The sequence below is a fragment of the Solirubrobacter soli DSM 22325 genome (assembly GCF_000423665.1).
Taxonomy (GTDB): Bacteria; Actinomycetota; Thermoleophilia; order Solirubrobacterales; family Solirubrobacteraceae; genus Solirubrobacter; species Solirubrobacter soli.
The window spans coordinates 686,700-699,710 of record NZ_KE384069.1 but is presented as its reverse complement, the minus strand read 5'-3'; the positions used below and the strand labels follow the sequence as shown (position 1 = coordinate 699,710).

Here is a 13,011-nt window from a genome sequence, read left to right as displayed (position 1 = left end):
GAGCTGTCGTGACCCACGTAGACATCCCCCCGCGAAAGCAATGGAAGCAGGACCTCGCTCCCTATCTGCGCCCTGACCGCGCGCGCAGCCTCGGCCAGCTCGTCGGCGTGCTGGTGCCCTACCTCGGCGTCTGGGCCGTGGCCGCGCTGGTGCGACCGCGGGCCGGGCTCGCGATCGGCCTCGGCCTGGTCGCGACCGTGTTCCTGGTGCGGATGTACAGCTTCTTCCACGACCTGACCCACAACTCGATGTTCGCCTCGCGCGACGCCAACGCGCGGTGGGGACACGTCCTCGGCTTCATGCTGTTCACGCCCTACCGGTGGTGGCAGCGCCAGCACAGCCTCCACCACGCGAACACGGGCAACCTCGACCAGCGCGGGCCGGGCGAGATCTACACGATGACGCTGAGCGAGTACCGCCGGGCGTCGCGGCTCAAGCGGCTCGGCTACCGCCTGTACCGCAATCCGCTGCTGCTCCTGCTGGTCGGCCCGAGCCTCGTGTTCCTGTTCGAGCGCCGGTTCCCACAGCGTGGCATGACCCGCCCGATCCTCGGCAGCGTCATCGCCACGAACGTCGCGCTCGTCGCGTGGGTGGTCGGGCTCGGCACGCTCGCCGGGTGGCCGGCGTTCCTCCTCATCCAGGGCACGACGCTCGTCGCCGGCGGCGCGATCGCCGCCTGGATGCTCTACATCCAGCACCAATACGAGGACACCTACTTCCAGTCCGGCGGCGAGTGGCGGTTCGAGCTCGCGGCGCTGCGGGGCAGCTCGTTCCTGAAGCTGCCGCGCCCGCTCGCGTGGGCGGTCGGCAACGCCAACTACCACCACGTCCACCACCTCAGCGCGAAGATCCCCAACTACCGCCTGCGCGCCGCGCACGAGTCGCACCCGATGTTCGCCGTCACCCCGGTGGTCACGGTGCGCGCAGGGTTCGCCGCGCTTCGGCTCAAGCTCTGGGACGAGTCGAACGGGCGGCTCGTGCGCTTCCCGCGCCGCGCGCACACGGTGACCGCGCTGGCGGCTCCGCGCGCCGTGCCCCGCTAGGGCGCCGGACAGGTCGTGGCGGCGTCGAGTCCGCCGCTGTCGACGCGCTTCACCGCATCGCCGGGGAACGTGACGATCGCCCGAGGCGGCCCGATGTCCAATCCCGTGACTACGGCGATGTCCGGCGTCACCGCGATCTGCTTGCCGTTCAACGGCGCTTCGTAGCCGTCGACGCAGAGCCGGACGTCCTGAAACCGCAGAAGCGCGGCGCTCATCATCGTGTTCGGGACGGCGACGGCCGTGAAGACGACCCACACGAAGACGACGCGGACTCCGCGCGCGCCGCCTGCTGCACGCAGACGCTCCCAGCCGACGAGGAGCAGCAGGATGGTGAGCGGCAGCGCGACGGCCTGCCACAGCAAGCGCCACTCGAACCCGTTCGCGAACGCGGGGACCGCGATCAACACCACCGTCACCAGGCAACTGGCCGCGATCAGCCAGTTGCGGACGTCGGGGGTCTGTGACATCGGACGTCGATCCGGTCGAGCCGACGGCAGACCGAAGAGCTCGGCGATCAAGGCGACGACGATCCCCGCGAGCGCGGCGCTACCGAGGACTTCGAGGAAGCCGAGGGAGATGATGACCTCGCGCGGCACCGCTCCGATCACCGGGAACGCCTGCTCGGCCTCGTAGCCGGCGAAAGGAGTCGTAGCGCGATCACGATCCCACCGAGCACGTACCCGAGGGCGACGACGCCCGCGATCAGGCCGACCGCTTCGCCGGCGGTCTTGAGCATCCCCGCCGGCCGTTCCCTCTCGGCGGTCTTCAGGACGAACTGGGCAGCGACCTTCTCCGCCAGCGGCTCGAGCTGCTCCTTGAGCGCGGCCTCGATCGCCGCACCGTGATCGCTCACGGCGCGACTCTCTCACTCAGGTCACGCGCAACGCAACCGATTCCTGGACCTATGGGTCAGGCGTGAGCTCGGGGAGCGGGCCGGCGCTGAGCATCGCGGCCAGCAGGCGAGCCGACTCAGGGGCCGGGAGCTGCACACCCGCGGCGCCGTCGATCCCGTCCGGGTTGACGCGCCAGTTGACGTAGGGGAGCGCCGCGATCCGGTCGTCGACCGCGATCGCGAGGTGCTGGCTGGTCTCGAGCGGGTCGCCGCCCAGAGCCTGGTCGGCGCCGCGCTGGGCGAGCTTGCGGGTGATCACGCCGAACGTGCGCCGCCCCTCCGCGGTCAGTGACACGATGACGACGGGGTCGCCGGTCGTCGGGTCGGTGGCGACGTGGGCGCCCGCGACGTCCGCGTTCCCGATCGGCGGACGGCCGGCCAGCGCGAACCACTTCTCGCTGTCGGTCTCGGTGCGCACCGCGAGTCCAACCGAAGCCGACGCCGCCCGGGCGTGGGCCGCCGACGACGAGACGGGATCGGTCCCGCCGATCACGCTCGCCTCCCAGTCGTAGATCGCCAGCCGCCCCGGCTGGACCAGTGCGGGCAGCGCGTCGCGGGCCGTCGCCGGCACGACGACGTCGATGCGCCCGCCGGCCGGGATGACCTGGGCCGGACGGATGCCGGCGGCCTCGAGCCGCTCCCTGAGGATCACCGCCGCGTGATCGGCCTCCGCCGGCGAGACGAGATAGCCGAGCCGGACCGTCGTGCCGCTGTCCGCCGGCCGCTCGTCGCTCGCCGGGCCCGGCAGGAAGATCAGCAAGGCCGCGACCAGCGCGGCGATCGCGCCGACGGCGACCACCGGACGCAGCGCCACCGAGACGCGGCGGCGCGTCCGCCCGCGCGCACCCGCGCGGAGGAGCTCCGCCCGCAGGCGGGGGATGTAGTCGCTGCTCACAGGGTTCCTCCGACTCGGTTTCGCAGCAGGCGCAGGCCGCGGCTGACCCGCTTGCGCACGGTCGCCTCGGGGACCCGCTCGGCGCGCGCGATCTCCGCGTAGTCCCGGTCCTCGAGCACATGGGCGCGGACCGCCTCGCGCTGCTCGACCGGCAGCTCGTCGATGATCTGGGCCGCCACTTCGTCACCGAGCCAGCGGATCAGCTCGGCGTCCTCGGCGGCCACCGCGACCGGTTCCATCCCCAGGCGCGAGCGCATCCGGCCCTCGGCGCGCCCGCGGCGGCGGTAGTCGCTCAGCTTGTGGTGGGCGATCGTGAACAGCCACGCCGCCGCGCCCGCGCTCTGCGGTCGGTAGCGCTTGCGGGCGACCAGGGCCGCGGCGAACGTCTCCGCGGTCAGGTCCGCGGCGACCTCCGGGTTCCCGGTCCGCCGCTGGAAGAACGCCAGCAGCGAACGGACGTAGCGGTCGTAGAACCGCCCGAAATCCTCGAGGTCCCCCGACTGCAGGAGCGCTTCGTCGGTGTCGCGCATGTACTGACCACCATCGGATGAGAAGTCGCGATTGTGACCCATAAATGAAAGGTCAACTTGAAGACCTTCCGTGCCGATCACTCAGGGAGCACTTCGTCCCGTACCCCGCCTCACCCCAAGGACCCCATGCAGAAGCTCCGCAATCTGCGTCTGGCCGTCCGACTCGGTATTGCCTTCGGCGCCCTCGCGCTCGGGCTGCTGGTCGTCTCGGTCGTCGCCTTCAAGTCGACGGGCAACCTCGACACCAAGGTCCACGGCCTCGCCGTCGACGTCCCGCAGTACACCGCCACCGTGGACGGCATCGCCGCCCGCGCGCCGGAGGAGGGCCAGCTCGTGGCCCAGCACCTTTACGTCTATGACGGTGACCTGGCCAGCCAGGACAAGGTCGCCAAGCAGTTCGACGCCCTCACCGCGCAGGACCAGAAGGCGTTCGAAGGGATGATCGCCGTCCTGAGCCAGGCGACGGACCCGGAGACGGTGAAGGCCGCCGACGGCGTCAAGAAGCTGCGCGATGGATACATGGCGCTGGTCGGCCTGCAGAAGAAGGCGATCCAGGCCTCGCGCGAGGAGACCGTAAAGAACGTCGAGGAGCGCACCACCTCGCGCACGCTCTACACGGAGCAGATCCTCAAGCTCCAGCCGCAGATCGCCGCGGGCGTCGCCGCGAGCTCCAAGGGCGTCATCGCCTACGCGGGCGGCGAGGGCAAGAAGGCGTCAGACGCGATCGCCGCCACCAAGCGCTCGATCCTCATCGCCGCGCTGCTGAGCGTGCTCGTCGCGCTCGCGCTGGCCGTGATCGTCACCCGCTCGGTCACCCGGCCGGTGCACGCGCTCCAGAAGCGGCTCGAGTCGCTCAACAAGAAGGACCTCGAGTCGCTGTCCGCCGGCCTCGAGTCCTGCGCCGAGGGCGACCTGACGCAGACCGTGGCCACGACGACCACCCCGGTCGAGGTCACCGCGGACGACGAGCTCGGCCGCCTCAGCACCACCTTCAACGCGATGCTCTCCAACGCCGGCCGCTCCGTCGAGTCCTACAACGCGATGCGCACCAAGCTCGGCGAGACCATCGGCCACGTGTCGATCTCCGCCGGCACGGTGTCCGCCGCGTCGCAGCAGATGGCGCAGACGTCCGACGAGACGACCCGCGCGATCGAGGAGATCGCCTCCGCCGTCGGCGAGGTCGCCCGCGGCGCCGAGACGCAGGTCCGCGTCGTCGAGTCCGCCCGCTCGTCGGCCGCCGAGGCCGCCCGCGCGGCCAGCGTCTCGGCCCAGACCGCCGAGGAGACCGCCAAGGCCGCCGACGAGGCGCGCGCGGTCGCCGAGCACGGCGTCGAGGCCGCCAACTCGGCCTCCGACGCGATGCGCCAGGTCGCCGACGCCTCCCAGGAGGTCTCGAGCGCGATCCAGGAGCTGTCGGCCCGCTCCGAGAAGATCGGCGGCATCGTCGACACGATCACCGGCCTGGCCGAGCAGACCAACCTGCTCGCCCTCAACGCCGCCATCGAGGCCGCCCGCGCCGGCGAGCAGGGCAAGGGCTTCGCCGTCGTCGCCGAGGAAGTGCGCAAGCTGGCCGAGGGCTCCCAGGCCGCGGCCGCCGAGATCTCCACGCTGATCGAGGAGATCCAGCGCGAGACCGGCAAGGCCGTCTCGGTCGTCGCCGAGAGCGGCAAGCTCACCGACCGGGGCGTCAACACGGTCGCCGAGGCCCGCGACGCCTTCGAGCGCATCGGCGCCTCCGTCGAGCACATGTCCCAGCGCGTGGTCGAGATCGCCTCGTCCGTGCAGCAGATCTCGGCCGAGGCCGAGCAGATGCAGGGCGACATCGTCCAGGTCGCCGACGTCGCGCAGTCCTCCTCGGCCTCCGCCGAGCAGGTCTCCGCCTCGACCGAGCAGACGAGCGCGTCGGCGCAGGAGATCTCCTCCTCCGCCTCCGAGCTCGCCACCACGGCCGAGGACCTCGAGCGCCTCGTCCGCCAGTTCAAGATCACGGTCTAGACAGCACACGGGGCGGCCGTCGAGGCCGCCCCGTCACGCCCGCGAGAAGACGCGGGTGAGCTCGTTGCGCGACCCGATGTCGAGCTTGGAGAAGACCTTGTGCAGGTGGTACTCCACGGTCCGCGGGCTGATGAACAGCCGGGCGGCGATCTCGGGGTTGGAGAGTCCGTCGTGGGCGAGCCGAGCGATCTGCAGCTCCTGCGGCGTGAGCTCGTCCCGGCTCTCGACGGTGCGCTTGCGGGCGGTCGCTCCGGTCGCCCGCAGCTCGCGCTCAGCGCGGTCGGCGAACCCGGCCGCCCCCATCGTGGCGAACAGCTCGTGGGCGGCGCCGAGGTGCGCGCGGGCGTCCACCCGCCGGCGTTCGCGCCGCAGCCACTCGCCGTAGAGCAGGTGCGCGCGGGCCAGGAACGCCGTGGTCGGGCGGCGGTCGAGGCGCGCGACGGCCTCCTCGAACAGCGCCTCGTCCTCCTCCACGAGCGCGCGGGAGAGCGCCTCCATGCCGAGCCCGAAGTCGGCGCCGCCGGCGCGGGTGAGCTCCGACAACCGGGCGAGCGCCGGCTCGGCTGCTGCCGGCCGGCCGCAGCGCACGGCCGCCTCGACGAGCTCCGGCAGCGCCCAGCTGGCGATCCCGTACTCGCGCGGGGCCTCGACGGCGCGCTCGGCCTCGTGGAGCGCGTCCTCGTAGCGGCCGAGGCCGTTGTAGAGCGTCGCGCTCGCCCAGTGCACGAGCGTCGACCACTGCCCCTCGCCCACCTGCGCCGCCCGGCCCGTGTTGCTGTCGACACGGGCGCGCACCTCGGACTCGCGGCCCTGCCAGGCCGACACCGACACGCCCGGGTACGACGGCCGCGAGATGCCCATCGCCTTCTGGATCGCCTCCTCCTCCCCCACGAGCGACCACGCGGCGTTCAGCTCGCCCGCGAACAGGCGCACACCGGCGCGCATCGCCGACGCATGGCCGAGCAGGCTCGATGCCCCGGCGTCATGCGCCAGCCGCAGGAACTCCTCCGAGAGCGCGTCCCACAGCTCGGCGTCCCAGATGTTGTGCGCGGAGCGGCAGGCGAGCCACATCCAGCGCAGCCGCTCGTCGGTCGGCATCGTGGCGCTCCGGAAGGCGGTCAGCCCGCGCCGCAGCAGCGGCGCCCCCGCGGCCGGCCCGTCGGTGACCAGGAGCGCGGACCCCTTCAGCAGCAGGTCGGTCGCGCGGGCACCGTTGGCCGCCGGCGGCATCGCCTGCACCGCGCGGGCGACCTCCACCGGTCCGGCGTCGCCATCGGAGCGGCGGGCGTACCAGGCCGCATTGAGCGCATCCCGGTAGGTCTCGCGCGCGAGCCGGTCGTCCAGCGCCTCGAGCCGCCGCGCGGCGCTGAGCAGCAGCCGCGGAGGATCGGTGCCGCGGCTGACGGCGAACGCGATCTGGCCGCGCACGAGATCGACGCGGGCGTGCTGGAGCTCGTCGAGCGGCCCGGCCTGCGCCATCGCCAGCAGCGCGAGCGCGGCCTCGGGCGCGCCGGCCTGGTGCTTGAACTGCGCGGCGACGAGCGCGCGGCGGGCGCGCTGGGCCGGGTCGCGGGTGAGCTCGACCGCGCGCTCGAGGAATGCCGCGGCCGCGGCGAACCCGCCGCGCGCCTGCGCCCGCCCGGCGGAGCGCTCGAGCTCGGCGGCGACCTCCTCGTCCGGGCCGGTCGCCGCCTGCGCGCGGTGCCAGGCGCGACGGTCCGGGTCGAGGTCCGGGTCGGTGGCCTCCCCGAGCGCCCGGTGAGCGCGCTGGCGGTCCTCCTGCGACGCGGCCCGGTAGACCGCGGAGCGGACCAGCGGATGGCGGAACCGCACGTGGGCGCCGAAGCTGAGCAGCCCGGCGGCGTCGGCGGGCTCCGCGGCGCCGCGATCGAGGTCGAGGCGGGCCGCGGCGCGCAGGACCAGCGCCGGATCCCCGACCGGCTCGGCGGCGGCGATCAGCACCAGCCGCCGGGTCTCCTCGGGCAGCGCGTCGAGCCGCCGCACGAAGCTCTCCTCGATCCGGCCCGCCAGCGGCTCGGCGGACGGCATCGTGTAGCCGCCCGCGAGTTCCTCGACGCTCATCCCGCGCGGGAGCTCCAGCAGCGCCAGCGGGTTCCCGCGCGCCTCGGCGACGACCCGGTCGCGAACGCCGTCGTCGAGCGGACCGCGCAGTTGCGAGTCCAGCAACGCGCGGGCGTCGCGGTCCGGCAGACCACGGACGACCAGCGAAGGCAGGCCCTCGAGCTCGTCGTGCCCGTTGTCGTCGCGGACGGCGAAGACCATCGCGACCGACTCGGCGACGAGGCGGCGGGCGACGAACGCGAGCGTCTGCGCCGACACGCGATCGAGCCACTGCGCGTCGTCCACCAGGCACACGACAGGAACGCTTTCGGCCGCTTCCGACAACAGCCCGAGGACGCCGAGACCGACGAAGAAGCGATCCGGCGAGCCGCCCGCGCTCAGGCCGAACGCGGTCGCGATCGCGTCGCGCTGCGGCGCCGGCAGCCGCTCCCGGTGGGCGAGCAGCGGCCCGCAGAACTGGTGCAGGCCCGCGAACGCCAGCTCCATCTCGGACTCGACCCCGGACGCGCGCACGACGGTGAACCCCTTCGCCTGCCGGGCGACGTGGTCGAGCAGCACGGACTTGCCGACGCCGGCGTCGCCCCGGATCACCATCGCGCGGCTGCGCCCCTCGCGGACGTCGACGAGCAACTGGTCCAGCGCGGCGCATTCCTGACGCCGGCCCAGCAGCACTCCCTGCGCTCCACGCTTCGCCATGAATCGCGGGCGACGGTAGACAAATCACAGCCACGAGTCAATGTGCTTTACGTACAGATCGTGCTGTATAGCGGAGAACCAAGGCATTTCCGACGAGCACCCCGACCGAGATCGCGATGAACACGTCGAGGGCGTTGAAGAAGTGGTCCAGACCGGACTCGCGACCGGTGCCGACGAACTCGGCGATCCCGATCAGGCTGACCGCGCCCGGGACGAGGATCCAGAAGGCGGGCAGGAACGTGGCGAGCGCGGGCGGTCCGGTCGGGCGGGTCGCCACCCACGCGGCGACCGGGGTGACGATCAGCGCGCCGAAGAACCCGCCGAGGGTCTCCGAGACCAGCCGCCCGCCGAGTTGCTGGCCGGCGTAGGCCGAGAACAGCACCAGCAGCAGCCAGCCGAGCGCGCGTGGCGGGCCGGAGAAGTGCACGAAGCAGCCGACGCCGAAGACCACGACACCGAGCCACGGCGCCCAGTCGCCGAGCGTGTTCTTGGCCTCGTTGGTGATCGCTTCGTCGAGCGAGACCCCGGCGATGGTCGCGCCGGCGGCGATCCCGAACGTGAGCAGGACGAGCTGCATCGTTCCGGCCACGAGTCGGCTGGAGCCGCTGATCACCTCGCCGGCGGCGAGGTCGAGGGTCGCGGTCGTGAGCAGGCTGCCCGGCAGGAACGTGACCAGCGGCGGGATCAGGACGCGCATCGAGGCGTCGATCGTCCGGTCCGGCGCGAACCAGAAGGCCAGCGCGCTGACCAGCGTGGCGGCCGCGACCGGCAGCAGGACGCCGATCGTCTGCGTGTGGCGCGCGTAGAGCTTCAGCGCGCCGACGAACGCGCCGAAGACCGCCGCCATGCCGAGGGCCACCGGAGTGGGCTGCAGGATCAGCGCCAGGCCGACGGTCAGGACCGCGTGCCCCACGATCACGCCGGTAGCGCCGAACCGATGCCGCATCACGGCGATCTCGTCCAGCCGCCGCAAGCCGTCGTCGGGGTCGATCGCCCCCCGCTCCGCGAGCTTGGCGACGTCCTCGATCGCGCCCGCGCGATCGAGCCGCTGGATCGGGTCGCCGCTGGCGGCCCCGTGCGCGAGCACGGCGGCCCCATGCCGGCCCGCGGCCAGGACCATGTTCGGCATCACCGCGACCTGCGCGTCGCCCGCGTCGTAGGCCGCGGCGATGCGGTCCATTCGCCGCTGGTTGAGGGTGACCGACTCGCCCGCCTCGTTGAGCGCCGAGGCCAGTTCGACGATGAACTGGACCGCCGGCTCTGACCGCGTGACCGCCACCGCCAACACGCTGGCAAGGCCCTAAGTGGACCGAATCACCCCATATGGATGATGCGGCTCTCCCTGACCGCGCAACGGTTCGAGTCACCAGCGTCGAGGGAGGTCGTTTCGAAATGGCATCGATGGACGTGCCGGCGGGCAAGGCACCAGCCGCGGTCAAGCCGGCCAGAGTGGCGCTCGTCAAACCCACGTACATCACGTGGCTGACGCTGGCGTTCATGACGACGTCCTCGGTGGCGAGCCTGCGCAGCGCGCCGACGATGGCCGTCTACGGCTTGGCGTGCGTGTTCCTGTACATCGTGCCGGCGATCGTGTTCCTGCTCCCCCAGGCGCTGGTCGCCGCCGAGCTGGCGTCCGGGTGGAGCGGCGGGGTCTTCCGCTGGGTCAGCGAAGGCATGTCCGCCAGGTGGGGTCTGCTGGCCGTCTGGTGCCAGTTCGCGATGACGATCTTCTACTACCCGACGCTGCTGGCGTTCGTGGCCAGCACATTGGCGTACGTGTTCAATCCGGATCTCGCGACCAATGGGGTCTATACCGGCGTCGTCATCCTCGTGGTCTTCTGGGCGGGCGTGTTCGTGTCGGCCAGGGGCGGCACCGGCGGGATCGCCAAGCTCGCGTCCAGCGGGCTGCTGATCGGGACGCTGATCCCGGGCGCGATCCTCGTCATCCTCGGCATCGTCTACCTGCTGCAGGGCAACACGTCGGCCGCGCCGATGAACGCGAGCCACCTGTTCCCGGAGTGGACCGGTATCGCCAGCCTCGTGCTGATCGTCAACAACTTCCTCTCCTACTCGGGGATGGAGATGAACGCGGTCCACGTGAGCTCGCTGAAGAACCCGGGTCGCGAGTTCCCGAAGGCGATGTTCTTCGCCATCGGGCTCGTGCTGCTGATCTTCATCCTCCCCGCGCTGGCCATCAGCTGGGTGATCCCGGCGCAGGAGCTGAGCCTGACCGCCGGCGTGATGCAGGCCTTCAGCGCGTTCTTCGCGAACTTCAACCTCTCGTTCCTGGTGCCGATCGTCGCCATCGCGCTGATCTGCGCGTCGGCCGGCGGCATGCTCACGTGGCTCGCCGGGCCGTCCAAGGGCCTGCTGCTGATCGCCCGTCGCGAGGGCTACCTGCCGCCGTTCTTCCAGGCGATGAACGAGCACGAGATCCCCGTTCACATCCTCGTGGTGCAGGGCGCGATCACGACCGTGATCGCGCTGATGTACGCGCTCATTCCGGATGTCTCGAGCGCCTACTGGATCCTGAGCGTGATGACCACGCAGGTGTACCTGATCGTGTACCTGTTGATGTTCATCGCGGCGGTCAACCTGCGCCGCCGCCAGCCCGACGTCAAGCGCGGCTACAAGGCGCCGGCGCTCAGCTTCCTGTGCGTGGTCGGCTTCCTCGCCTCGGCGGCGGCGATCCTGATCGGCTTCGTCCCGCCGTCGCAGTTCGAGAACGGCAGCACCGGCGCGTACGTGGCGCTGATCCTCGGCGGCACCGTCCTGCTCGGGCTCCTCCCGCCCTGGTTGTTCCTGAAGTTCCGCAAGCCGAGCTGGCAGCAGGCGGACGCGGAGGTGAAGTCGTGACCGCGATCGAGCAGAACCCGCACGAGAAGGAGGAGGTCGAGCGCAACCTCTCGACGATGTACTGGATCATCGGCGTCGTCGTGGTGGTGCTGGCCATCATCGGCCTGTTCACCTACAACGGCGGGCCGGAGAACCGCCAGTCCGAGCGCCTCGCGCAGGACCTCACGCAGAAATACCAGCAGGCGGGGCTGACCGCGCCCGACCAGGATCTGATCGTCCGCGCGCTGGGTACGGATGGCGGCCCGGTCTGCGCCAACCCCCTCAACGCGCTGGGCAAGGCGCACCTCCTCGACCAGCTCTCCAACGGCGCCAACATCGGGCGCCGGCCGGTGATCGTCGACGCCCGGATCCTTCAGGGTGAGCTGCTGATCCTCCAGACGTACTGCCCCGACAAGGCGCAGCAGTACCAGGACAAGATCGACCAGCTCAAGACCGACAACGTGATCAAGACCTGATGCCTGGGCCCGACCGCCCCGCTGCCGGCGGGGTCCTCTTTGCCGCCTGCGTCTCCGCGCTGGTGGTGAACGCCAACACGTCGGCGGTGACGATCCTGCTGCCGTCGATCAGCGAGGACGTCGGCGCACCCGTCGCCCAGCTGCAATGGGCCGTGACCGGCTACTCGCTCGTCGGCGCCGCCGTGATCGTCACGTCCGGCGCCCTCGGCGACGTGCTGGGGCGCCGGAAGGTCTTCCTCGCGGGGCTCGCGCTCTTCATCGCCTCGTGCGTGTTGATCGCGCTGTCGACCGGCGCCGCGGGCGTCGTCGGCGGCCGCATGATCCAGGGCGCGTCCGGAGCCACGATCCTCGCCTGCGGCATGAGCCTGCTCTCGGTCGCCTCCTCGGGCAAAGGGCAATTGAAGGCGATCACCTTCTGGGGCGCGGCCTCCGCGGCGGGCGGTGCGCTCGGCCCGCTGCTCGGCGGCGTGCTGGTCGAGGCGACCGGCTGGCAGGGCCTGTTCTGGATCGACGCCGGGATCGCCGCGATCTGCGTCCCGATCACGCTCAGCCGCGTCGCGGAGTCGTCGGACCCGACGCGCTCGCGCTCGATCGACTACCTGGGCTCGGTGCTGATCGCGCTGGTGCTCGCACCCCTCGTGCTCGCGCTCAGCAAGGGCGTCGACTGGGGCTGGACCTCGGTGGCGACGCTCGGCTGCTTCGCCGTTTCGATCCTGGCCGCCTTCGCGTTCGTGCGGGTCGAGCAGCGGGCCAAGGCGCCGCTCGTCGACCTGCACCTGCTGCGCAACCAGGTGCTGGTCGGCGCGACGCTCGCGATCCTGATCGTGGCGGGGACGATCAACGGGCTGATGTACGTGCTCAGCCTGTACTTCCAGGACCCGGCGGCCCTGGACTTCAACGCGTTCCAGGCAGGCCTGGCGACGCTTCCCGCCGCGGCCGGCATGATCGCCATCACCCCGGCGATCGCCCCGCTGGCCACGAAGATCGGCGGTGCTCGCGCGGTCGCCCTCGGGTTCATCCTGTCCGCGGCCGGGTTCGCCTGGCTCGCGTTCGTGCAGTCCTCGTGGGCCTACGGCGCGTTCGTCCTCCCGCTGATCGCGCTGGCCGTCGGCCTCGGCATCGCCAACGGCCCGGCCTCGTCCGGCTCGACGGCGGCTGTGTCCGCCGATCAGGTCGGCCAGGCCTCCGGCATCTCGAACATGGCCCGCTACATCGGCGGCTCGGTCGCCGTGGCGGCGATCGCGATGATCTTCAACTCGGTCATCAACAGCCACGTGCAGGACGGCGAGTCCAAGGCGGACGCGCTGGCCGCGGGGCTCGGCGCCGCGTCGTTGACGATGGCGATCTGGTGCGCCTGTGGGATCGCGCTCGTCGTGCTGCTGCGACGGCTGCGTGCGCGCGACCACGGCCGCGCCGTCGACCGCGCCGCCGCGGCCGCGGCGAGCCTGCACACGATCCCGGTGCCGCCGCCTACGGCAACGTCCACGTCGACGTCCACGTCGGCCGTTCCCGCATGACGAAAAGGAGAACCTGTGCCCGTTGAGGAACTACGCGCCGCGGTCGGAGG

The 13,011-nt window shown here is 71.7% G+C and carries 11 protein-coding genes; 5 read left to right on the top strand and 6 right to left on the bottom strand.

Annotated features, from left to right (window positions below; genetic code table 11):
* Window positions 1–8: 8 nt before the first annotated feature.
* Window positions 9–1,043: a fatty acid desaturase gene (locus G569_RS53530; protein ID WP_053227321.1), complete on the top strand. Its 1,035-nt coding sequence runs from the start codon at window positions 9–11 to the stop codon at window positions 1,041–1,043.
* Here G569_RS53530 and G569_RS0132690 read toward each other — a convergent pair.
* Genes G569_RS0132690 through G569_RS0132675 form a run of 4 tightly spaced genes read right to left on the bottom strand, consistent with a single transcriptional unit; the run spans window position 1,040 to window position 3,360 of the window.
* Window positions 1,040–1,651 carry a hypothetical protein gene (locus G569_RS0132690; RefSeq protein ID WP_028066535.1) on the bottom strand — a complete coding sequence of 204 codons (612 nt, stop codon included), beginning with the start codon at window positions 1,649–1,651 and terminating at the stop codon, window positions 1,040–1,042. The genes G569_RS53530 and G569_RS0132690 overlap by 4 nt on opposite strands.
* Entirely contained in the window at window positions 1,648–1,896 is a 249-nt protein-coding gene (locus G569_RS0132685) for a hypothetical protein (RefSeq protein WP_028066534.1), read from the bottom strand. The genes G569_RS0132690 and G569_RS0132685 overlap by 4 nt, the downstream gene beginning before the upstream one ends.
* 49 nt (window positions 1,897–1,945) lie before the next feature.
* Window positions 1,946–2,830: a SecDF P1 head subdomain-containing protein gene (locus tag G569_RS0132680; protein WP_028066533.1), complete on the bottom strand. Its 885-nt coding sequence runs from the start codon at window positions 2,828–2,830 to the stop codon at window positions 1,946–1,948.
* Window positions 2,827–3,360 (bottom strand): RNA polymerase sigma factor, encoded by a 534-nt coding sequence (locus G569_RS0132675; RefSeq protein WP_037500468.1) that lies wholly within the window; start codon window positions 3,358–3,360, stop codon window positions 2,827–2,829. The genes G569_RS0132680 and G569_RS0132675 overlap by 4 nt, the downstream gene beginning before the upstream one ends.
* A gap of 126 nt (window positions 3,361–3,486) precedes the next feature.
* On the opposite strand from G569_RS0132675, the gene G569_RS64160 reads away from it, so the two are divergent.
* A complete protein-coding gene (locus G569_RS64160; RefSeq protein WP_028066531.1) occupies window positions 3,487–5,355 on the top strand; it encodes a methyl-accepting chemotaxis protein in 1,869 nt (622 codons plus the stop codon).
* A 33-nt stretch (window positions 5,356–5,388) separates the two neighbouring features.
* On the opposite strand, the gene G569_RS0132665 is transcribed toward G569_RS64160, so the two are convergent.
* A complete protein-coding gene (locus G569_RS0132665) occupies window positions 5,389–8,133 on the bottom strand; it encodes a helix-turn-helix transcriptional regulator (RefSeq protein WP_028066530.1) in 2,745 nt (914 codons plus the stop codon).
* Window positions 8,134–8,170: 37 nt separating this feature from the next.
* Window positions 8,171–9,412, bottom strand: coding sequence for a threonine/serine exporter family protein (locus G569_RS0132660; RefSeq protein WP_028066529.1), 1,242 nt, complete (start codon window positions 9,410–9,412; stop codon window positions 8,171–8,173).
* A 113-nt stretch (window positions 9,413–9,525) separates the two neighbouring features.
* Between G569_RS0132660 and gadC the strand changes: the two genes are divergently transcribed.
* Genes gadC through G569_RS0132645 form a run of 3 tightly spaced genes read left to right on the top strand, consistent with a single transcriptional unit; the run spans window position 9,526 to window position 12,961 of the window.
* Window positions 9,526–10,989 (top strand): glutamate/gamma-aminobutyrate antiporter GadC, encoded by a 1,464-nt coding sequence (gene gadC / locus G569_RS0132655; RefSeq protein ID WP_028066528.1) that lies wholly within the window; start codon window positions 9,526–9,528, stop codon window positions 10,987–10,989.
* A complete protein-coding gene (locus G569_RS0132650; protein WP_053227320.1) occupies window positions 10,986–11,444 on the top strand; it encodes a hypothetical protein in 459 nt (152 codons plus the stop codon). Before gadC ends, G569_RS0132650 begins: the two co-directional genes overlap by 4 nt.
* Window positions 11,444–12,961, top strand: a complete 1,518-nt coding sequence (locus tag G569_RS0132645; RefSeq protein ID WP_028066526.1) for an MFS transporter — start codon at window positions 11,444–11,446, stop codon at window positions 12,959–12,961. The genes G569_RS0132650 and G569_RS0132645 overlap by 1 nt, the downstream gene beginning before the upstream one ends.
* Window positions 12,962–13,011: the final 50 nt, after the last annotated feature.

What these genes read in the sequence shown, in the direction of transcription:
- G569_RS0132675 (WP_037500468.1), bottom strand. Translation starts at nt 3,360, where the DNA reads ATGCGCGACACCGACGAAGCGCTCCTGCAGTCGGGGGACCTCGAGGAT.
- G569_RS64160 (WP_028066531.1), top strand. Translation starts at nt 3,487, where the DNA reads ATGCAGAAGCTCCGCAATCTGCGTCTGGCCGTCCGACTCGGTATTGCC.
- G569_RS0132665 (WP_028066530.1), bottom strand. Translation starts at nt 8,133, where the DNA reads ATGGCGAAGCGTGGAGCGCAGGGAGTGCTGCTGGGCCGGCGTCAGGAA.
- gadC (WP_028066528.1), top strand. Translation starts at nt 9,526, where the DNA reads ATGGCATCGATGGACGTGCCGGCGGGCAAGGCACCAGCCGCGGTCAAG.
- G569_RS0132645 (WP_028066526.1), top strand. Translation starts at nt 11,444, where the DNA reads ATGCCTGGGCCCGACCGCCCCGCTGCCGGCGGGGTCCTCTTTGCCGCC.